The following is a 19,688-nucleotide window of genomic DNA, read 5'->3' on the forward strand; positions in this document are numbered from 1 at the left end:
CTTGTTCCCTATTCATGATGCTTGCGATTGTTCGATAGCCCATGAATGGATACTGCGTGTAAAGCTCGTCAATCCGGTGCTTGAGGCGAATTTCCTCCGGTGAGGGAGAGACCGGCTTGTAATACAAACTGGAGCGATTGAGACTCAGTAAGTCGGCTTGGATAAGGATCGAATGATCTGGATTATCCCATTCTAAGAGATCCACTCGCTCATCGCGAGATAAGTTAGTGGCCAGATTTTTTTTTGATCCACGACAATTGGGTCGTCAGTTTTCCCACTTCGGCGTAGAGTTCATCGATTTTCTGATCGTACTCTTTTTTCATTTTCGTGATGCCCTTACGGTCATCTACAAATAACTGCGAGAGATTCTGAACCGCCTCTGATTTCCACCGGTTGAGAACATTAGCATGGATGCCGTGCTCGGAGGCTAACTGAGAAACTGACTTTTCTTCCTTTAAAATTTCCAGTACAATCTGAGCCTTCTCTTCGGGTGTAAATCTCCGTCTAGTAGATGACATACAACTAAAGAACTCCTTTTTTGCTGTCTAGATTCTATGTAGCATTATAGTGGGACCCAGTTTACAGTGTACCTACCCTGTGCATAGCACGAGTCCGTACTTGTTATTTTTCGGAAAATTTGTAACTGAAAAAGCCCGATTCTCCCCCAAATCCTTTGTTTTACTGACTTTATCCACTTAAAAATATATTTGTCACCCAACAAATAATCTTGACGAGCTCTCTACGGGTAGGCTGCATTGCTATATGCGAATAGCATCGTGGTTCGTTGTCCGGAAGGGCCGTCTCTCTTCATGACTTCGCACGAGAAATCCGCTGATGATCCGCACTAAGGACCGTCATCCACCACGCTATGCCACCTGCTTTTGCTCTATGGCCAAGCCTTTTCCTGCTGTGATCCGTCATGTACAATGAGGAGCATAATCTTATTTACATCGGAGGATTTTGGCCAATGGATCGGATGGAGTACAAGCAGCGTCTCGGACGGCTGCAGCAAAAGATGCAAGCCCAGCACATCGACGGCTTTGTCGTAACGCAAAATGTAGATTTGTATTATTTGACCGGCTCGATGCAGACGGGCTATTTGATCGTGCCGGCCGAAGGCGAGCCGCTATTCCTAGTACGCCGCAGTGTCGTGCGCGCACAGCAGGAAGCCAGTGCGGTCGTGGAGCCGCTCGGCTCGTTCCGCACCTTCGGCGAACGGGTAGCGGCGGCGTTCCCGCAGCTCGCGCGGGGAGCCAAGGGCGAAGGCAGGCCATCGATCCGGTTGGCCGCCGAATTCGACGTGCTGCCCGTGCAGCTGTATCAACGGCTGCAGCATGTGATGCCGCACGCGGAATGGGTGGACGGCTCCATCATCATTCGCGAGACGCGGATGATCAAATCCTCCCGCGAACTCGCTTGCATCCGGGAAGCGGCGCGCGTTATTGACGCCGCCTTCGAAGAGGCGCTTGAACGTCTGCAGCCCGGGATGACCGAGCTGGAGGTGATGGCCGGGATCGAGTATTTCATCCGGCGGCAAGGTCACATCGGCACGATGCGGATGCGCGGCTACAACCAGGAGGTCATTACCGGGATGCTGGGAGCGGGTGCTGCTGCTGCGGAGCCGACCTACTTTGACGGCCCGGCCGGCGGACAAGGTCTTGGCCCGGCGGTGCCGCAGAGCGTAAGCCGCCGTCCGATCGGACGGGACGAGCCGATATTGATGGACATCGGCTGCTGCATCGAAGGCTATGTGATCGACCAGACGCGAACCGTCGTTATTGGCAATCTCGCGGAGGATCTGGCGGCTGCCTATGAAACGTCCGAACGAATTATCCGCAGCGTCGAATCGATGCTGACGCCGGGAACGAGTTGCGAACAAATGTACGCGGATTCACTGCAGATGGCGCATGAAGCGGGGCTGGGGGATCATTACATGGGGTATGGGGACGATCAGGTCAAATTTTTAGGCCATGGCATTGGCCTCGAAATCGACGAGCTGCCCGTGCTCGCCAGAGGCTTTCGTTATCCGCTCGAGCCGGGCATGGTCATTGCGATCGAGCCGAAGTTCACGTTTCCGCAGCGCGGCGTTGTCGGCATCGAGAACAGCTATGCCGTGACCGATAGCGGGTTTGAGAAGCTGACGGTATCCCGCGAAGGCCTCATCCGGTTATAAGCCGGATGTGCGCCAGATGATGGCGTCCGTGCCACGCGTAGATGCCGATATTTTCATACAGCGGGACGACGCCGGAGTCGGGATGGCGGAACGTGCGCAGCAGCTCGGTTTCCGTCAAGGCGCCGAGCAGCAATGCCCAACGGGCATGAAGCGCGTCCAGTAGAGCAAGCGATAGCTCGACCGGCGCGTGCAGCGTATCCGGCAGCTCGGCCCACGCTTCCTCGCGGTAAGGCTTGATCGTCGGCTGTTCCTCGGTCAACGCCAGCTTGAATCGGACGACGCTGTTCATATGGCTGTCCGCCAAATGGTGCACGACTTGACGCACCGTCCATCCGCCGGGCCGGTAAGGGGTGTCGAGCTGCGCGGCGCTTGCCGTTCTCAGCGCGTCCCTCACCTGTCGTGGCAGATCTTCGATTTCACCAATCCACGCCTGCACCTGCGCTATATTCAGTTTCTCGGGCTTCACGAACCGTCCAATCGGATAACGCAGCGAATCTGTCATGTTCATCCCATCTCCCATTTGTTTATTGTCGAGCTGCCCTTTATCGTAAAGCTGCAATCCGGTTTCCGTTCAGCATGTCTTCAGAGCAGCCCAGCCCGCTCTAGCGCCCATCGAGCCGCAAGGATGAAGATCAGCGCAGACCCGCCGATGACGACCGCCCGCTTGTACCACCCGAATCGCTGCAGCCGGATGAGCAGAGGAAGTACCAGAACGACGATCGCCAGCTGCCCTGCTTCCACGCCGAGATTGAAGATCAGCAGGGAACTGAGAAAATATTGCTGCGGCAGGCCGATTTCGCCTAACGCTCCGGCAAAGCCGATCCCGTGAATGAGACCGAATGCGAACGTGAGCAGCCAGCGGAACCGGCTTGTTTGGATAACCATATTTTCGATGGCGACATAACATATGGTAAGCGCGATGCCGACTTCTACCCATGCGCCGGGCAGATGAATGATATCTGTAGCGGCCAGCAGCAGCGTAATGCTGTGTGCGATGGTGAAGGCGGTGACGATCTTGACGACCTCGGCGGTGCGCCGGGCGATGAGCAGCAACGAGAATAAAAAGAGCAAGTGGTCGTAACCCGTCAATATATGCTCCACGCCAAGCATAAAATAATTCCATAATACCGTTCCCGGCGTCGCCGGATGAAACGACTCGTAATGGTACGTACGATGGGCGCTGTCCAGCACCGCCTGGTCGATATCGTCGCCTTCCGTAATCAGCACGAAGTTCAGATGAGCCGGGTCGGCATCGTCAAACAGCAGGCTGTAGTCGATGATAAACCGTTGGATCGGCTTCAGCGCTTCGTAATGCAGAGAGAAGGCGACGACCGGTATCGAGTCTTTTACGTCCATACGGATGGTTTTCATCGTTACCGGCATATTTTCCATATCCTGCTTCAACTTCAGCCGTTCCGTGACATAGCGCGTCATCTCGCCGCGCTGATCGGATAGTTCCCGTTCCGACAGCTTGCTGTCGCGATCGGTATCGAACAGGAGGAGACTGTTCTCGGGAATGAATAGGTCGTAGTCGACGCCCGAGGCGGTGACGGAGAGCTGCGAATATCCGTTGTTTAAAGGATGCGCTTCGGCTAGTCTAGCATTGCTTAACCCAAAAAATAATGGTAAGATTAATAGAATTATAATCCATACTAAGCGTCCATTGCGGGCACGATTCATGAGGCACCTCATTTGCAACAACATTTTCTGAATCCATCATATACGAAATTCACCATGAATCAAGAGCGAGGGCCGGTAGATCCAAGGGGGAAACGTCCATGCTGCGGTTGGGACAAAAAGTAATTGTTATCGCGGACAGTTTTGAACAAAATTTGCCGATCGGAGAATACGGATACATTATCGCTTACGACCGTAATGCGGATAACGTATTTGATTACGTCGTCCGGGTGCCCAAGACGAATAAACATTATTTTGTGCCCGGAGCGGATATTGAGCTGGAGGAAGTACTGATTCAGCAGGAAGTCGACCGGCTGGAGCAGGAGGCGCTAATCGATTTTGCACTGGCCACGCGGAACGAGGAGATGTTTCGCCGTATTTTGAACGGAGAGAACGTCGAGGCGGCTGCGGAAGCCGAAGCTAGCAAAGAAGTGCAGTCCAAGGAAGATTTTATTAAGCAGATCAATTTGAAGGCGTGGATTTAACCCGGCTTTTGCAGCGGTGGAAGACAACGGGCTTCATTATAAATCATGAACCGGCGGCTCCTGTAGCAGGAGAAGATCGGTTTTTTTGCTTTATTCCGGCATGCCGGCGGGCGTAGGCAATTGAGAACCTATTCCAACTAAGCTATAATAGGAAAAATGATCGACATAGAGTGAGGTGCTAAAGGATGAGTATTACCGTCAAGGACGTGGAGCACGTTGCAAGCCTTGCCAGACTGGAGCTGAGCGAACGGGAGAAGGAACAGTTTACCGAGCAGCTGAACGCTATATTGAAATATGCGGAGCAGTTAAACGCACTCGATACGGAAGGCATCGAACCGACGAGCCACGCGATGCCGCTTGTGAACGTAATGCGCGAGGATGCCGTCAGGCCGTCGCTGCCGATCGAGAAGGTTCTGCTGAACGCGCCGGATGAAGAGGAAGGACAAATTAAGGTTCCGGCTGTATTGGAATAATCCGTTTTGCGCCGCGATTATTGAAGGGAGGATATCCGCTTGTCATTGTTTGATTTGCGATTGCAGGAGCTGCACAATAAGCTTCATTCCAAAGAAATTACCGTCTCCGATCTGGTAGACGCGTCTTATAAACGTATTGCCGCCGTGGAAGACAAGGTGAAGGCATTCCTTACGCTGGATGAGGAAGGCGCGCGCCATACGGCCAAAGCATTGGACGAGCAGTCGGGAAGCAGCGCGAGAGGGCTGCTGTTCGGTCTGCCTGTCGGCATCAAGGATAATATCGTAACCGAGGGGCTGACGACGACGTGCGCAAGCCAATTTTTGCGCAACTTCAATCCGGTGTACGACGCGACCGTCGTGACGAAGCTGAAGAAAGCGCAGTCCGTTACGATCGGCAAGCTTAATATGGATGAATTCGCGATGGGGGGCTCGAACGAAAACTCCAGCTTCCATCCGACATATAATCCATGGAATCAGGAATACGTGCCGGGCGGCTCCAGCGGCGGTTCCGCGGCTGCGGTTGCGGCCGGAGAAGTCTTTTTCTCCCTGGGCTCCGACACCGGCGGTTCAATCCGCCAACCGGCGTCCTACTGCGGCATTGTCGGGCTGAAGCCGACGTACGGCCTCGTATCCCGGTTCGGACTCGTCGCCTTCGCATCGTCGCTCGACCAGATCGGTCCGCTGACCAAAAATGTGGAAGACAGCGCTTATTTGCTGCAGGCGATTGCCGGGCATGATCCGATGGATTCGACGTCGCTGAACACGGATATTCCGGATTATGTGAGCGCCTTGACCGGCGATGTGAAAGGTCTGCGCGTCGCGGTGCCGAAGGAGTACTTCGGCCAAGGCATCGATCCGAAAGTGAAGGACGCGGTGCTAACCGCGCTGAAGGTGCTGGAAGCGCAAGGGGCAATCGTCGAAGAAGTGTCCTTGCCGCACTCGGAATATGCCGTCGCTACCTATTATTTACTTGCCTCGTCGGAAGCTTCTTCCAACTTGGCCCGCTTTGACGGCGTACGTTACGGCGTGCGCGCGGAAAACCCGAAAAACTTGCTGGACGTGTATCTCAAGTCGCGCAGCGAAGGCTTCGGCGACGAGGTCAAGCGCCGGATCATGCTCGGAACGTACGCGCTTAGCTCCGGCTATTACGATGCGTATTACTTGAAGGCGCAAAAGGTCCGTACGCTGATCAAGCGCGACTTTGACCAGGTGTTCGAACAATATGACGTCATCATCGGGCCTACCGTGCCGACGACTGCTTTCAAGATCGGATCGCAAGCGAATGACCCGCTGACGATGTATTTGAACGATATTTTGACGATTCCGGTGAACCTGGCCGGCGTTCCGGCCATTAGCGTACCGTGCGGCTTTGCGGACGGACTGCCGATCGGCTTGCAAATCATCGGCAAACCGCTCGACGAATCGACGGTGCTGCGCGTTGCCCATGCGTACGAGCAGCAAACTGACTTCCACAAGCAGCGCCCGCAGCTGTAAACATCAGCCGCACTCGGGCAAGTTGCGATACCATCGACAACTTACACTGTGGTTTCACCAGCACAAGTTGCAATACCATTGACAACTTATGCTATAGCTACGCCAGCACAAGTTGCAATATTGAAAGGAGCATCCTTACGTGACAACAGCAACCGATAAGAAATACGAAACGGTCATCGGCCTCGAAGTTCACGTCGAACTGCATACAAACTCCAAAATTTTCTGTGGCTGCTCCACGGCATTCGGAGCTCCGCCGAACACGCATACGTGCCCGATTTGCCTCGGGCATCCGGGCGTGCTTCCGGTGCTGAACAAGCAGGCGGTGGAGTATGCCATGAAAGCGGCAATGGCGCTGAACTGCCAAGTCGCGACGGTGAGCAAGTTCGACCGTAAAAACTATTTTTACCCCGATTCGCCCAAGGCGTATCAAATTTCCCAGTACGATCAGCCGGTTGGCGAACATGGCTGGATCGAAATCGAAGTGAACGGCGAGACGAAGCGGATCGGCATTACCCGCGTTCATCTGGAGGAAGATGCGGGCAAGCTGACGCATGTTGACGGCGGCTATGCGTCGCTCGTGGACTTTAACCGGGTCGGCACACCGCTGATCGAGATCGTCTCCGAGCCGGATCTGCGCTCTCCGGAGGAAGCGCGCGCGTACTTGGAGAAGCTGAAGGCGATCATGCAGTATTGCGACGTGTCCGACGTGAAGATGGAGGAAGGCTCGCTGCGCTGCGACGCCAACATCAGTCTGCGTCCGTACGGCCAAGAGGAGTTCGGTACGAAAGCCGAGTTGAAGAACATGAACTCGTTCAGAGGCGTACAGCGCGGGCTCGAGTACGAAGAGTGGCGCCAGGCGGACGTGCTGGACAGCGGAGGCAAGGTCGTGCAGGAAACGCGCCGCTGGGATGAAGCGCAAGGCAAGACGCTGACGATGCGGAGCAAGGAGCAGGCGCATGATTACCGCTATTTCCCGGACCCGGATCTCGTGTCGATGCATATCGACGACAACTGGAAAGCGCGCGTGAAAGCGTCGATTCCGGAGCTGCCGGACGCGCGCAAATCGCGTTACGTGAACGAGTACGCCTTGCCAAGCTATGACGCGGAAGTGATCACGTCGTCCATGAAATTGGCGGACTTCTTCGAAGAGAGCTTGAACTATACGAAGGACGCCAAAGCCGTATCCAACTGGATTATGGGCGACCTGCTCGGTTATTTGAACGCCAACAATTTGGAGCTGTCGGACGTGAAGGTGACGGGCCAAGGGCTGGGCGAGATGATCGGACTGATGGAGAAAGGGACGATCAGCAGCAAGATCGCCAAGACGGTATTCAAAGCGATGCTGGAGACCGGCAAAGCGCCGCAGACGATCGTAGAGGAACAAGGTCTTGTGCAGATCAGCGACGAAGGTGCGATCCAAGCGGTCGTTGACCAGATCGTGACGAACAATCCGCAATCCGTAGCCGATTACAAGGCTGGCAAAGAGAAGGCAGTCGGCTTCCTTGTCGGGCAAGTGATGAAGGAAACGAAGGGGAAAGCGAACCCAGGATTAGTAAACAAGTTAATTATTGACCGCCTTAATGCTTAGCGGAATAAATCAAGTGGTATGCCGGAAGGCGCGACCTCGGAGTCGCGCCGGAAGACATGCCATTTTTTTAAAAGCAAGGAAACTTTAACTTCATCCAAGCGATAAAAGTGCTTAATCAATTTCTGCTCGCAAGAAGGTTTCGTTAAAACACGAATATATCTTCGCCGAAAGGCATCAATCAGAAGTTTTTTCCAAGGGGGGCTGTCCATGATTCGGCAAATAGATTTGAACGATACGCACGACACGTTGGAACTGTTATCGCTTCAGCAGCTCGCTTACCGGATCGAAGCCGAATTGATCGGCTTCACCGAGATCCCGCCCTTATTCGATTCGCCGCAAACGTTAAAAGAGTCGGAAGAATCGTTCTTCGGCTACTATGACGAATTGGATGTGCCGGAAGGCAAAGGGCGGCTCGTCGGCGCCGTCTCCTGCAAGCAGGGCGTGCGGGAGCTGACGATATGCCGCATGATGACGCATCCCGATTATTTCCGCCGCGGCATTGCGACCGGATTGCTAAGGCATGCGGAGCAATTCGCTCCGTCTGGCACGTGCATCAAGGTGTCGACGGGCACCAACAATACACCGGCCGTTGAATTGTACGGCAAACACGGCTACGAACCGGTAAGAGTGCGGCTTGTTGCACCGGGCATCACGCTAACGCAGTTTCAGAAGATCGTATAGTCGTCGAAGGCGGGATCCGCTCCGCCAACGGTTCGCGTAACCAGCATTCCGTCGTTGCGAACTTCAAGACGCAGCTCGCTTCCGCTGAAGGAACGGTACGACGCGGCCAAGCCATCGGGCAGCAGCTTGAACGCGTCAGAGAAGCGTTCTTCCGCTGCTGCCGTCCAAGCGTCGAGATCGCGGATGCCAAGGGCCGCCGCTTCCTCGCTGGACATGACTTCCACGACGATGCCTGCGAGGCGGCCGGCTTCGAGAGGAACCGAAGCCGAATAGCGGTCCGCCTTTTCCGTAATGACGACAGGTCCGCCGCCCCAAGCGTGAAATGCTGCATAGACCGAGCCCAGCTTGCCGCAGCCGCCGAATTCACCGAAGCGCCATTCGCCTTTTGGGAGACAGCCGACGAGCTGGCCGAACGTGTCCCCTGCCGCGTTCTCGGGAAGGGCCCACAGCTGCAGCACGGCGCCTTTGTCGAACAGCGCTTCGCCATAAGAGCTGGCGTGTCGATCGTCGCCAGGCGCATATTTGCTGCCCGGATGGAAGAAATACAGCTGATTCACCCCCGCCGCTGCCGGCTCCGAATCGAGCGGCAGCGACACGTCCCAGCGCAGCTGTTCGTTGTCGAACTCCTCACGGCGCTCGTAAATGCCGCCGAGCGCATACTCGCGCGTCACGTATGTGTACGTGTGCGCCGACTCCGTCACTTCGCCGTCTTCTCCGGCGAAGCGGATCAGCCGCTTCACCTCGCGCGGCTCGGCATACGCCAGAGCGCGTTCACGCACGGCTGCCGGCACCTCGTAGGCGTACAGTGCGGCGCCTTCGAGCCGCGGGAACGTCTGCGGTGCCGTAAAATCGCCGAAGGCGATATAGTCGAGCGGCGTGTTCGTATCCTTCGGCGCATCGTGGGGCCAAATCCGCGAATGCGGACCGACCCACGCCCCGCGCAAGTACGCCTCCGCCCGCAAACCCCACAAATACGCAAGCAGCTCGCCCGCCACCGTTCGCGCCGTTTCGTCCTCCACCGTGTCCCAGACGCAGGTAAACGCTTGAATCCAGTGCCAATGCCACGGCAGGCAGCCGTATTCCTTGAAGCCGTATGTCCGCACATGCCGGAGCATCCGCTGCGCGCAGCGGATGCCTTCCTCGAGCAGCGCCTCGTCGCCGAACTCATGGCCGAGCAGCAGCTTGAGCGCCGTATGCTTCGCTTCGTGATGATGCATCGATTTTAGCGGATGGCGATACACGCTGCTTTGGTACATATGCAGAATGGACAAGCTGATTTCGCTTTTCAATTCCGCTGGAAGCGCTTCGCGGTATTTTTCGTAAAAGAACATCAGCATGCAGCCCATCAATTCCACAGGCAGCACGTGAGGCTTGGCCGATGCCGGATCATGACCGAGCTGGAGAGGCCAATGTCCATACATCGGATGACTTGCATCCTGCATCTGCAGCTTGAGCACGTTGTAGAGCATCCGTACGGCAAGCTCCCGTCCCTCGTTCCGTTTTGCTTCCGTCCAGTCCGGCGCTCCTTCCGCCGTGTAACCGAACAAATGAATCGCAAAGTAAAAGTTGTCGCGCACATCTTTATGGAACCAGTACCCGCTTTCCGAAAGCGGAAGCGTCATGGCCTGTTCGGCTGCGAGCCGAAGCACCTCCTGTTTCCGTGTCCTTACGTCCGTCGCCATTTTTTCGGAACGCCTCCATTATGAGTAATTTAAACGTTTCACTGATACTAAGTCTACCGTGCGCCGCGATGAAGTCAATCGTTTTTTCCCGAAAACCGTTAACTTCGGCGGAAGATGGTACAATAAACAGTAGAATGTTTTCAGAAGGAGGCGGCCGAATGGCAGCGAATCCGTGGTTTATCGATCCTGCGCACATTACGCTCCGGCTGGTGCTTGCTTTTTTGCTTGGAGGTGTGATCGGCTTTGAACGCGAGCATAGCAGCCATGCCGCCGGCATGCGGACGCATATTCTCGTCTGCCTCGGCGCAACGCTGATCATGCTGCTGTCGATGTACGGCTTCTCCGAGTTCGCCGTGCTCGACAATGTGCGGCTCGACCCTGCCCGGCTTGCCGCGCAAGTGATCAGCGGCATCGGCTTCCTCGGCGCGGGTACGATCTTATTTACCGGGAAGTCGATCACCGGCCTGACGACGGCGGCTTCGCTGTGGGTCGTAGCCGCGATCGGGCTAGCGATCGGCGCCGGTTTTTACTATGCGGCCGTGCTGGCGGTGCTGCTCGTATTGATCAGCTTGTTCGTCCTGAACCGCATCGAACAAAAATATTTTCGCGGTAAAAAGCTGTATCACTTCAAGCTGCAGGCCGCCGACAGGCCGGGTATGCTCTCGCGCGTGTCGCTAACAGTCGCCAATCGGGGCGGCGTTATTAAGATGCTGTCCGTGGAGGAACAGGCGGATGACGATATAGCGGATCCGTCCGTATTGATTATGCTGAACCTGCGTCTGGCCAAAGAAGGAATGCTGCTGCAAACCGTAGAAGATTTGAAGCACCTGGACGGCGTGAAATCGGTCGTATGCGATTAAAAAATATTTTTGCAAATTTGAAGGGGTACGCTGCAGAAAGCCGTCTAACTGTTATGAAAGAAGCAAAAAGGCGGTGAACCTGGTGGACCAAATGACGGATGAGCAGCTGATCGATCGAGTCCGCCAAGGCGACGACGAAGCGTATCGGCTCCTGATGGAGCGTCATCAACATTACATTTATACGCTGACGTATCGCATGATCGGCCATCGGGAAACCGCCGAAGATTTGACGCAGGAAGTTTTCATTAAACTGTATCGCTCGCTGGAGCACTTTCGGGGCGACGCCAAGTTCAAGACGTGGCTATATCGACTTACCGTCAATTTGGTGACCGATTATCGCAGATCCCAGCGCCGCAAGCCCTACGAAGCGATTCTCGACAAAGTGAAGGGATGGTTCGGCGACCGGAAGGAGGAGCCCGAAGCGAGAGCCTTGCAGAAGGAAGAGCAAGAGACGATGCAGCGGTTATTGTCGGATTTGCCTGACAAATACAGGCTGGTGATGTATCTTTATCATTATAAACAGCTGTCGTATCAGGAAATATCGGATAGTACCGGGCTCCCGCTCAAAACGATCGAAACCCGGCTGTACCGCGGGAAGTCGCTTTTGAAGGAAAAATGGATGGAGGTGCGAGGGCATGAACTTCATGCATCCCGACGATCGGACCCTACAGCGGTATCTAAATAAGCATAGCGACGAACTCATGAGCAAACGGATCGCCCTTCATCTCCGCGGCTGCCCGGACTGCCGCAGAAGACTGGACGCTTTCGTGGAAATGGAGCTGGTGCTCGAAGATATGCCGCTCCTCGAAGCTCCCGGCGGCTTGCCCGACCGGGTGATGGCGGCGCTAAGGACAGAGCGGATGACGGCGGAGAGCGCATCGGTGCCGCGGCAGGAGACGGCGGGAAAAAAAACGTTCTGGCGCGCGGAGCTTGCGAACGGTCTGGTGGCCACGGCAGCCACGTTCCTGTTCATTTACTCGGGCGCCATGGGCAAGCTTATCTCGCTGGATGCCCAAGAGCTGGAGGCCGGCGTTCGCAGCGGCACCCGCTTTGTATACCAGACGATCGAATTATTATCGAAGCAGTTGTTGACATAAGGAGGATCGGAACGATGCAGGATGACATGAAGAAGCCTCCGGGAACGGAGCATGATAGCGAAGACGAATTTCTGCGGGAGCGGTTGGAGCGATACGGGCAGAGGCGGCAAGCGCCCTTCGATCCGTTTTTCCGCCCTAGACTGCGGAAGAACAAGTGGATTGCGGGTCTGCTGTCCTTCTGCATTCCGGGTACCGGCCAGTTTTATTTGGGTCTGATGCAGCGCGGGCTGAGCATGATGCTGTTGTTTTTCCTGGATATATTCGCGATTGTATTTTTTGCGACGAACGGCAATAATATACCGCTTGTCGTGCTGTTCTCGCTGCTCGTCCCCGTCATTTATTTCTACAATATATTTGACGCTTTGCAGCAGACCGACAAAGTAAACCATGCGGAAATACCTGGGTTTTACGGAGAATCGATGCCCGGAGAAGCGCCTGCGGGCGGTTTTCCGAACGAAACGCGCGGCAGCAGCAACCTGATCGGTTATGTGCTGATCGGCATCGGAGCACTGCTGTTTTTGGCCGGCGGCAAGCCCGCATGGCTTGAACGCGTATTTGAAATGGCCGGCTCGTCCGTGGGAGCACTGATCTTGATCGGCGTGGGCGCGTATATGTTCTATAAAGAATCGAAAAAGAAGTAAGGCGAGGAGCGAGGCATCATGCATAAAGCAGGGCGTTATACGGCGGCGTTATTGCTTGTGGCCGTCGGAGCTTTTGTCATTATCGACAAAGCCACGGGCAGCGGGCTAACCGCAGCCTTGATCGATTGGTGGCCGCTGTTGTTCATCTGTTTGGGAGTCGAGTATCTCCTTTTTAATATGAAATACGGGAGCACCGGCAGCCAGCTGAAGCTGGACATTCCGGGCATCATATTCGCCGTCGTCATTTCGGCGGTCGTCATCGTTAGTACCCAATCCGTCGATATGTTCAAAAAAATGAACGGGATATTCGATTGGGGCGACGTCGTCAGCTCGTTTGGCGAAGGGCATAAATTCGACAAGGGCGTGACGGAAATTCCAATCAGTCCGGCGATCGGCAATGTAAAAATCAACGACCGCGATGGCAGCGTGACGGTCAAACCGGGTAATGTGGACAAAGTGCAGGTAGCGCTGACGATGTATGTCAAAGTAAAAGACGAGAAAGAAGCGCGGAGCATCGCCGACGAGTCGAAAATCGATTACCGGCAGTCCGGCGATACGATAGAAATTGAGGCCAACGGCAAACAATACGGTTCATGGATCGGAGGCCAATATCCGCGAATGGATCTTGTCGTGACCGTCCCGGCTCAGCAGAAGATCAATCTGGAGCTGCAGACAAAGAACGGCAAAATCGAGGCGGCCCAGCTTCCGATCCGACAGCGGCTGAAAGCGGAGACGACGAACGGTGCGATTCAAATATCGGAGCTGTCCGGAGAGCTTCGATTCGAGACGACGAACGGCACCATCACATCCAATAAAACCGAAGGACCAATGACATTGAAAACGACGAACGGCCGCGTTGCGGTGACGGGTCACCGGGGCGATGCGATGCTCGAATCAACGAACGGAACGCTTGACGTTCAGGAAATTACCGGCAACGTCAATGCGCATACGACCAACGGTTCCGTCAAGGTCAACGGAAACGTCGTGAAGCTGAAAGCCGAAACGACGAATGGCACCGTCGAAGCGTCGAGCCCAACGGTTAGCGGCGATTGGGACGTAAGAACCTCGAACGGTAAAATCGAGCTTCGCCTGCCGACCCAAGGCGATTATCGCGTCTCAGGGAAGGGCAGAGAGGATGGAGTCAGCTCTTCATTGCCTCTCACCGTTAGCAAAAAAACGGTTGAAGGCACGATCGGCAGCGGCAAATATGCTGTCCGTTTCGAGACGAACGGCACCGTATCGATCCAACCGTCCAATTGACAAGGCACCATGCATCCGGGTAAAATGAAGCGAATCCTTTTACTCGGAGTGACGGTGAACACCATGAATTCCAGAATGGAGCAAGCGTTCCATCAACTGAAAACGATGGGCGTGCGAATGACGCCGCAGCGGCATGCCATATTGACCTATTTGCTCGGTACGATGTCGCATCCGACCGCAGATGACATTTACAAAGCGTTATCCCCGCGTTTTCCCAGCATGAGTGTCGCTACCGTCTACAACAATCTCAAAGTATTTATCGAAGCCGGGCTTGTTCGCGAAATGACGTATGGGGACCATTCCAGCCGGTTTGACGCCGACTTATCCGATCATTACCATGCGTTATGCGAGAAATGCGGCAAGCTGGTCGATTTTGCATACCGGCCTCTCGACGATCTGGAAAAGGCGGCGGGAGAGCTGACAGGCTTTAAAGTCAAAAGTCACCGCGTGGAAGTGTACGGTATTTGCTCGGATTGCAGCGCGGCTCATAGCGGGTGATAGATTGATAGATTTACGGTATAATGGACGTGTTCGGACATCCGCCCAGCTGGGGCAGCCGGATACGTCCATTTTGCTAGATACGGCATAATGGATAGGCATCTTGCTACAGGAGTGAAGAGATGGAGTCGATGATGGAGATGTCCGGCAGAGCGCGCCGGAGGAGAAGACGCAAGTGGCCGTGGCTTTTATTCAGCCTCGCGATCATTTGCGGAGCAATGCTAGGCACGTATGCGTATATCGTGTATATGCCCAACTCGGAGCATGTGCAGCCGGATTTCGGCGGCAATCCGAAGCCTGTGTTTTACAATGGCGTTCAACTGGAACAGCCCGCGATCGGGCACAACGAAAGCTTGAAGCTTTCCTTCGAAATTGCCAAAGAACGTATCGATCCCGCACTTATATATGAGAAATCAAGCGAGTCCGTTATTATCACAACGCAGGAGAAAGTTATGCGGCTGCGCACCAGCCAGCTGACGGGCATGGTCAATGAGAAACCGTTTACCCTTCGGTTCCCGCTCGAGAAAGCGGAGAACGGCGTATATGTTCCGATCGATCCGCTCAAGGAACTTTACGGCATCGAACTGCGGGAGTCCTCCGAAACGGGAGCCGTGTTTCTGTTCAAGGACGGGGATAAGATACATTGGGAGCGCGCACTGACTTATCCGAACAAGCCTGAGCGTACCGTCCCGATGCGGCGTGACCCTTCGATCAAATCGCCGATCTATGCCGATTTGAAGCAAGGGGAAGAAGTGATGGTCTGGAGAGATCAGGGGGAGTGGCTCCAGGTGCAGCGCTCCGACGGGCATATGGGCTATGTTCGCAAGGATCAGTTGGAGTCGGGTCGTGAAGAAGTCATCCCGAAGCAGGCGCCGAAGCCTGAATTTGTTCCCAAACAGCCCATTTCGGGTAAGATCAATATGACGTGGGAGCAAGTGTTCAATAAAAACCCGGACACATCGAAAATTCCGGCGATGCCGGGGCTGGATGTCGTTAGCCCGACGTGGTTTCAACTGGAAGACGGCGAGGGGAACATCAAGAACAACGCCGACCCGTCCTATGTCAAATGGGCGCATGACAACGGCTATCAGGTGTGGGCTCTGTTCAGCAACGGCTTCGAGCCGAAACGGACGACGGAAGCGTTGTCCACGTATGACAAACGGATGAAGATGATCAAGCAGCTGCTCAGCTTCGCGCAAATGTATTCGCTGCAAGGCATCAATATCGATTTTGAAAATGTGAACCTGAAAGATAAGCAAAACCTCGTTCAATTCGTGAGGGAAATGACGCCGCTGCTGCACGAGCAGGGCCTGGTTGTCTCGATCGACGTTACGGCGCTTTCGAGCAGCGAGTCATGGTCGATGTTCTATGACCGCAAGGCGCTCGTAGAGGTGGTTGATTATCTCGTGCTGATGGCTTACGACGAGCATTGGGCGAGCAGCCCGAAGGCGGGTTCGGTCGCATCGCTGCCATGGGTGGAGAAATCGGTCGTCGATTTGCTGAACCAAGAGAAGATCCCGCCGCAAAAGCTGATTCTCGGCATGCCGTTTTATACCCGGGTATGGACCGAGGAGCTGCAAAAGGACGGCAAGACGAAAGTCAGCGCCAGGTCGGTATACATGGATATGCCGCAGCGGGTCATCAAAGAGATGAAGCTTACGCCGGTCTTTTCCCCGGAAACGGGACAAAATTATGTCGAATACAAAGAAGACGGCAATCTGAAGCGGATTTGGATCGAAGATGAGACATCGGTCAAAGCGCGGATCGCACTTATGCATAAGTACGATTTGGCCGGCGTCGCCTCATGGACTCGCGGGTATGAAAATCCGGAGGCGTGGAAATGGATTCAATCTGTACTCGATGCGCCGTAAACGCCATATCATATAAAAAGGATCGGCTTCCCATAGCGGAAGGCGATCCTTTTTTACTATGTCCGAAAGAGAGGAGAACGACTGCTTATGGCAGTAATCATTATGGAGTCGGCTTCGTCGTGCCGGCGACAGTTCCATCTTCGGCGTCGGGTCTCGGCGCATGCTGGGGATCGAGCGACAATATCGTTTTGCAATACATGCAGCGGTCCGTCTTACCGAGAATTTTGGTCGGTCTGTCGCATTCAGGGCACGTTACCACCGTTGCGCTCGTAGACATCATACCGGCGGCGAAATAAATCCCCATGCTGATCAGCATCGCGATCGCGCCGACGACCATGCTGATGACGGCCGCCCAGCGCCCGGCCGTTCCCCAGTCAAACACGACTCCGGCCAGTCCGAGGATCATCAGCAGCATGCCGCCCATCGTCAGCAGCAGTCCCCATAGCCGGAACTCATTTACCTTACTCGATTTTAATCTCATGCTGAACACTCACTTCTTTCGCGTAATAATTGTGCGTTTTGTCATAATCTGTTGCAGGAAACCGGATGAAGAATGTAGAAATAGATGGTTGTATCGATTTAAGTGTTCATTGCGACAGGAGGCTTCATCTCATGTTGGAATCGTTAAAAGCATATCGGGTGGAAGAGCTCCGTCGGGACGATACCGTGATCAGTGTGGCGGCCGTCGACAATCCGTCGATGTTTTCGGCCATTACCGACGGTTTTGATTTGCTGCTGCTGGTTATAAGCAGCGATGCCGAACAAGCCCATCAACAGTACCATTATATAAAAGAGGAACGCCGTATACAAGAAAGATGGATTAGTCCGGAAGCGCTGAACGGCTATATATTACACGGGGAGCAGCGGAGCATTATTTACTGGATCTTAAAGGGAGAGATACTTCTGGATCGGAATATGTATTTGGAAAGCTTGCGGCATAAGGTGCTCGAGTTCCCCGACGATCTCAGGGAGCATAAGCTGCTCATCGAGTTTTCCAAGTTTTTGAGAAGTTACCTGCAAAGCAAAGAATACCTGCTCGACGATCATACGCTGGATGCTTACCATAACGTACTGGAGGCGCTGCGCCATTGGGCGCGCATCGTCATCATCGAATCGGGCCATCATCCCGAAGTGACCGTTTGGCGCCAGATCAAATCGATCAACCCGGGGGTATACAAGCTGTACGAGGAGCTGACGCTCAGCGTGGAGACGGTCAAGCAGCGCGTGCAGCTTGTGCTTTTGGCTTGCGAATTTTCGGTGATGTCCAAGATGGAGCGATGCTGTACTTCCTTGCTCGAAGTGCTGGGCAGCAGGGAAGAAGCCTGGACCTTACACGAGCTGCAGCAGGAACCAAAGCTCGTCGATATCGGTATGGAGCTGCCGCTATTGCTGAGCAAGCTAGTCAGGAAATCGCTTGTCAAAGAAATCGTATTTACCGACGATCAGGATTTATCCGTTCTCGAGCTGCGCTACACGGATGTCAAACGAAGTAAAGTGTGATATACTTGCATCGATAATTACATAGCCACTAGGGGAGCCCACCGTGCCGGGCTGAGAAAAAGAAGCGGATCTTTGACCCTTGGAACCTGTTGACGGCGTTTCGAACAAGAGACGTCTCTGGATTATACCAGCGTAGGAAAGTGGACGAAATGCGAATCGGATCTATTTTCGTTCATGTCAGCCTACGCGGGTTGGCATTTTTTTCGTTTTGTTGTCAGCGACTGGAGGAGGTGACCCAATGCGGTTGGTCGTAAACGGAGAGACAAGGGACGTGGAGCAAGTATCGACGGTTGCCGATATGCTGGCGGCGTTCAAGCTGCAGAACAAAATTTTGGTTGTCGAATTGAATCGGGAGATCATTGATCGCAGCGTATACGATCAGACACGTCTAAGCGACGGCGACCAGGTGGAGATCGTGCATTTTGTCGGCGGAGGCTGACGTATTTCGGACATAGAAGGAGTTATAACGATGAGCGACACGTTAAAAATCGGGCCTTATGAGTTTCAATCCCGCCTGCTGCTTGGAACGGGCAAATTTACGGCACTTGATGTACAGGAACAAGCGGTGAAAGCCTCCGCTGCGGAAATTTTGACTTTTGCAATTCGCAGACTGCCGATCGATAACCCCGATGCCCCGAATTTTTTGGAGTCTCTGGATTTGAAGAAATTTACTTTGCTTCCTAACACGGCTGGAGCCTACACCGTAGAGGAAGCGGTTCGCATCGCGCGCTTGGCGAAAGCTTCCGGATTGTGCGACATGATTAAAGTCGAGGTGATCGGCGATCCCCGGACGCTGCTCCCCGATCCGGTCGGGACGCTAGAAGCGACGAAAATTCTAGTTGAAGAAGGATTTATCGTACTGCCTTATACGTCCGACGATCCCATTCTTGCGCGCAAGCTGCAAGAAGCTGGCGCAGCCGCTGTCATGCCCGGAGCTTCGCCGATCGGCTCGGGCCAGGGTATCGTTAACCAAGGCAATTTGCGCTTTATCATTGAAGAAGCGAAGGTGCCGATTATCGTTGACGCCGGGATCGGCGGCCCTGCGGACGCAGCGCTTGCGATGGAGCTGGGAGCGGATGGCGTGCTGCTCAATACGGCAGTAGCTGGGGCCGGTAACCCTGCATTGATGGCGGAAGCTTTCAAACTTGCCGTTGAAGCGGGTCGCAAAGGCTTCTTGGCAGGACGCATTCCGAAGAAGCGTTATGCCTCGGCGAGCAGTCCGGCTGAAGGAATGATTGAGTAAATTTATGCGAAAAGGAGCAGGCTATTTTGAGGAGCCGAGCTCCTTTTTAATTTTTTTGATTCGATGCTTGACTTTCAATCCGAGGATGTGATAAATTAGTCTTCGCCGCTAAGACGGCATGTCCATTCGAAAGCTTCATAAAGCAGGCGTTGAAAAAGTTTTTAAAAAAATGCTTGCATTGAGTTAGGTGAATGTGGTATATTAAAAAAGTCGCCGCTAAAACGGACGACAACAAACGACAGAATGAATTGCCCTTTGAAAACTGAACAACGAGTGAGTGAAATAGAGAATGCAAATTCTCGCTAGCAGTAAATTTTGAGCTCAATCAGCTTACATTATAGCGAACATGATCTTCGGATTGTGCAAGCGACCTTAATGGAGAGTTTGATCCTGGCTCAGGACGAACGCTGGCGGCGTGCCTAATACATGCAAGTCGAGCGGACCCTTCGGGGTTAGCGGCGGACG

At 54.2% G+C, this 19,688-nt stretch carries 21 protein-coding genes and 1 rRNA gene; 17 read left to right on the forward strand and 5 right to left on the reverse strand.

Annotated features, from left to right (window positions below; genetic code table 11):
* Positions 1-224 precede the first annotated feature (224 nt).
* Complete coding sequence (locus tag KXG62_RS32335) at positions 225-518, reverse strand: transposase (RefSeq protein WP_218096132.1); 294 nt, start codon at positions 516-518, stop codon at positions 225-227.
* A 449-nt stretch (positions 519-967) separates the two neighbouring features.
* On the opposite strand from KXG62_RS32335, the gene KXG62_RS32340 reads away from it, so the two are divergent.
* Entirely contained in the window at positions 968-2,173 is a 1,206-nt protein-coding gene (locus KXG62_RS32340; protein WP_218096133.1) for a M24 family metallopeptidase, read from the forward strand.
* Here KXG62_RS32340 and KXG62_RS32345 read toward each other — a convergent pair.
* Positions 2,160-2,675 carry a YfiT family bacillithiol transferase gene (locus tag KXG62_RS32345; RefSeq protein ID WP_218096134.1) on the reverse strand — a complete coding sequence of 172 codons (516 nt, stop codon included), beginning with the start codon at positions 2,673-2,675 and terminating at the stop codon, positions 2,160-2,162. The two genes, KXG62_RS32340 and KXG62_RS32345, sit on opposite strands and share 14 nt — an antisense overlap.
* Before the next feature lie 80 nt (positions 2,676-2,755).
* Positions 2,756-3,853, reverse strand: a complete 1,098-nt coding sequence (locus tag KXG62_RS32350) for a HupE/UreJ family protein (RefSeq protein WP_218096135.1) — start codon at positions 3,851-3,853, stop codon at positions 2,756-2,758.
* 98 nt (positions 3,854-3,951) lie between these two features.
* On the opposite strand from KXG62_RS32350, the gene KXG62_RS32355 reads away from it, so the two are divergent.
* The 5 genes from KXG62_RS32355 (at position 3,952) to KXG62_RS32375 (ending at position 8,571) form a co-directional block, all read left to right on the forward strand.
* Entirely contained in the window at positions 3,952-4,335 is a 384-nt protein-coding gene (locus tag KXG62_RS32355) for an ATPase (protein WP_218096136.1), read from the forward strand.
* 185 nt (positions 4,336-4,520) lie between these two features.
* Positions 4,521-4,808, forward strand: a complete 288-nt coding sequence (gene gatC / locus KXG62_RS32360) for an Asp-tRNA(Asn)/Glu-tRNA(Gln) amidotransferase subunit GatC (protein WP_218096137.1) — start codon at positions 4,521-4,523, stop codon at positions 4,806-4,808.
* A gap of 39 nt (positions 4,809-4,847) precedes the next feature.
* Positions 4,848-6,302 carry an Asp-tRNA(Asn)/Glu-tRNA(Gln) amidotransferase subunit GatA gene (gene gatA, locus KXG62_RS32365; protein ID WP_218096138.1) on the forward strand — a complete coding sequence of 485 codons (1,455 nt, stop codon included), beginning with the start codon at positions 4,848-4,850 and terminating at the stop codon, positions 6,300-6,302.
* A gap of 139 nt (positions 6,303-6,441) precedes the next feature.
* Positions 6,442-7,890 carry an Asp-tRNA(Asn)/Glu-tRNA(Gln) amidotransferase subunit GatB gene (gene gatB, locus KXG62_RS32370; RefSeq protein ID WP_218096139.1) on the forward strand — a complete coding sequence of 483 codons (1,449 nt, stop codon included), beginning with the start codon at positions 6,442-6,444 and terminating at the stop codon, positions 7,888-7,890.
* Between the two features lie 207 nt (positions 7,891-8,097).
* Positions 8,098-8,571 (forward strand): GNAT family N-acetyltransferase, encoded by a 474-nt coding sequence (locus tag KXG62_RS32375; RefSeq protein ID WP_218096140.1) that lies wholly within the window; start codon positions 8,098-8,100, stop codon positions 8,569-8,571.
* On the opposite strand, the gene KXG62_RS32380 is transcribed toward KXG62_RS32375, so the two are convergent.
* Positions 8,556-10,253: a hypothetical protein gene (locus KXG62_RS32380; protein ID WP_218096141.1), complete on the reverse strand. Its 1,698-nt coding sequence runs from the start codon at positions 10,251-10,253 to the stop codon at positions 8,556-8,558. The genes KXG62_RS32375 and KXG62_RS32380 overlap by 16 nt on opposite strands.
* Positions 10,254-10,411: 158 nt before the next feature.
* Here KXG62_RS32380 and KXG62_RS32385 point away from each other — a divergent pair, with 158 nt between their 5' ends.
* From KXG62_RS32385 to KXG62_RS32415, 7 genes are all read left to right on the forward strand, one after another.
* Complete coding sequence (locus KXG62_RS32385) at positions 10,412-11,113, forward strand: MgtC/SapB family protein (RefSeq protein ID WP_218096142.1); 702 nt, start codon at positions 10,412-10,414, stop codon at positions 11,111-11,113.
* Between the two features lie 82 nt (positions 11,114-11,195).
* The gene (locus KXG62_RS32390) at positions 11,196-11,798 is read left to right on the forward strand and encodes an RNA polymerase sigma factor (RefSeq protein WP_425517404.1); all 603 of its coding nucleotides are present in this window, start codon (positions 11,196-11,198) and stop codon (positions 11,796-11,798) included.
* A 16-nt stretch (positions 11,799-11,814) separates the two neighbouring features.
* The gene (locus KXG62_RS32395) at positions 11,815-12,210 is read left to right on the forward strand and encodes a hypothetical protein (protein WP_246627744.1); all 396 of its coding nucleotides are present in this window, start codon (positions 11,815-11,817) and stop codon (positions 12,208-12,210) included.
* Between the two features lie 14 nt (positions 12,211-12,224).
* Positions 12,225-12,851: a hypothetical protein gene (locus tag KXG62_RS32400; protein WP_218096144.1), complete on the forward strand. Its 627-nt coding sequence runs from the start codon at positions 12,225-12,227 to the stop codon at positions 12,849-12,851.
* 18 nt (positions 12,852-12,869) lie between these two features.
* On the forward strand, positions 12,870-14,111 hold the full coding sequence (locus tag KXG62_RS32405; RefSeq protein WP_218096145.1) for a DUF4097 family beta strand repeat-containing protein: 1,242 nt from the start codon (positions 12,870-12,872) through the stop codon (positions 14,109-14,111).
* Positions 14,112-14,174: 63 nt separating this feature from the next.
* Positions 14,175-14,609 (forward strand): peroxide-responsive transcriptional repressor PerR, encoded by a 435-nt coding sequence (perR, locus tag KXG62_RS32410; RefSeq protein WP_218096146.1) that lies wholly within the window; start codon positions 14,175-14,177, stop codon positions 14,607-14,609.
* A 122-nt stretch (positions 14,610-14,731) separates the two neighbouring features.
* Positions 14,732-16,480 (forward strand): glycosyl hydrolase family 18 protein, encoded by a 1,749-nt coding sequence (locus tag KXG62_RS32415; protein WP_218096147.1) that lies wholly within the window; start codon positions 14,732-14,734, stop codon positions 16,478-16,480.
* A 100-nt stretch (positions 16,481-16,580) separates the two neighbouring features.
* On the opposite strand, the gene KXG62_RS32420 is transcribed toward KXG62_RS32415, so the two are convergent.
* Entirely contained in the window at positions 16,581-16,961 is a 381-nt protein-coding gene (locus KXG62_RS32420) for a DUF2614 family zinc ribbon-containing protein (RefSeq protein WP_218096148.1), read from the reverse strand.
* 131 nt (positions 16,962-17,092) lie between these two features.
* Here KXG62_RS32420 and KXG62_RS32425 point away from each other — a divergent pair, with 131 nt between their 5' ends.
* The 4 genes from KXG62_RS32425 to KXG62_RS32440 all read left to right on the forward strand — a co-directional run.
* The gene (locus tag KXG62_RS32425) at positions 17,093-17,980 is read left to right on the forward strand and encodes a nucleotidyltransferase-like protein (RefSeq protein WP_246627745.1); all 888 of its coding nucleotides are present in this window, start codon (positions 17,093-17,095) and stop codon (positions 17,978-17,980) included.
* Between the two features lie 238 nt (positions 17,981-18,218).
* Entirely contained in the window at positions 18,219-18,419 is a 201-nt protein-coding gene (thiS, locus tag KXG62_RS32430) for a sulfur carrier protein ThiS (protein ID WP_218096149.1), read from the forward strand.
* Between the two features lie 30 nt (positions 18,420-18,449).
* Positions 18,450-19,223 carry a thiazole synthase gene (locus KXG62_RS32435; RefSeq protein WP_218096150.1) on the forward strand — a complete coding sequence of 258 codons (774 nt, stop codon included), beginning with the start codon at positions 18,450-18,452 and terminating at the stop codon, positions 19,221-19,223.
* Between the two features lie 372 nt (positions 19,224-19,595).
* Positions 19,596-19,688: ribosomal RNA gene (locus KXG62_RS32440) — 16S ribosomal RNA — on the forward strand; the annotation flags it as partial.

The sequence above is a fragment of the Paenibacillus solanacearum genome, from assembly GCF_910593845.1.
Taxonomy (GTDB): Bacteria; Bacillota; Bacilli; order Paenibacillales; family NBRC-103111; genus Paenibacillus_G; species Paenibacillus_G solanacearum.

Coding starts and splice junctions, on each gene's coding strand:
- KXG62_RS32335 (WP_218096132.1), bottom strand. CDS start 518: ATGTCATCTACTAGACGGAGATTTACACCCGAAGAGAAGGCTCAGATT.
- KXG62_RS32340 (WP_218096133.1), top strand. CDS start 968: ATGGATCGGATGGAGTACAAGCAGCGTCTCGGACGGCTGCAGCAAAAG.
- KXG62_RS32345 (WP_218096134.1), bottom strand. CDS start 2,675: ATGACAGATTCGCTGCGTTATCCGATTGGACGGTTCGTGAAGCCCGAG.
- KXG62_RS32350 (WP_218096135.1), bottom strand. CDS start 3,853: ATGAATCGTGCCCGCAATGGACGCTTAGTATGGATTATAATTCTATTA.
- KXG62_RS32355 (WP_218096136.1), top strand. CDS start 3,952: ATGCTGCGGTTGGGACAAAAAGTAATTGTTATCGCGGACAGTTTTGAA.
- gatC (WP_218096137.1), top strand. CDS start 4,521: ATGAGTATTACCGTCAAGGACGTGGAGCACGTTGCAAGCCTTGCCAGA.
- KXG62_RS32375 (WP_218096140.1), top strand. CDS start 8,098: ATGATTCGGCAAATAGATTTGAACGATACGCACGACACGTTGGAACTG.
- KXG62_RS32380 (WP_218096141.1), bottom strand. CDS start 10,253: ATGGCGACGGACGTAAGGACACGGAAACAGGAGGTGCTTCGGCTCGCA.
- KXG62_RS32385 (WP_218096142.1), top strand. CDS start 10,412: ATGGCAGCGAATCCGTGGTTTATCGATCCTGCGCACATTACGCTCCGG.
- KXG62_RS32395 (WP_246627744.1), top strand. CDS start 11,815: ATGAGCAAACGGATCGCCCTTCATCTCCGCGGCTGCCCGGACTGCCGC.
- KXG62_RS32400 (WP_218096144.1), top strand. CDS start 12,225: ATGCAGGATGACATGAAGAAGCCTCCGGGAACGGAGCATGATAGCGAA.
- KXG62_RS32405 (WP_218096145.1), top strand. CDS start 12,870: ATGCATAAAGCAGGGCGTTATACGGCGGCGTTATTGCTTGTGGCCGTC.
- perR (WP_218096146.1), top strand. CDS start 14,175: ATGAATTCCAGAATGGAGCAAGCGTTCCATCAACTGAAAACGATGGGC.
- KXG62_RS32415 (WP_218096147.1), top strand. CDS start 14,732: ATGGAGTCGATGATGGAGATGTCCGGCAGAGCGCGCCGGAGGAGAAGA.
- KXG62_RS32420 (WP_218096148.1), bottom strand. CDS start 16,961: ATGAGATTAAAATCGAGTAAGGTAAATGAGTTCCGGCTATGGGGACTG.
- KXG62_RS32425 (WP_246627745.1), top strand. CDS start 17,093: ATGTTGGAATCGTTAAAAGCATATCGGGTGGAAGAGCTCCGTCGGGAC.
- thiS (WP_218096149.1), top strand. CDS start 18,219: ATGCGGTTGGTCGTAAACGGAGAGACAAGGGACGTGGAGCAAGTATCG.
- KXG62_RS32435 (WP_218096150.1), top strand. CDS start 18,450: ATGAGCGACACGTTAAAAATCGGGCCTTATGAGTTTCAATCCCGCCTG.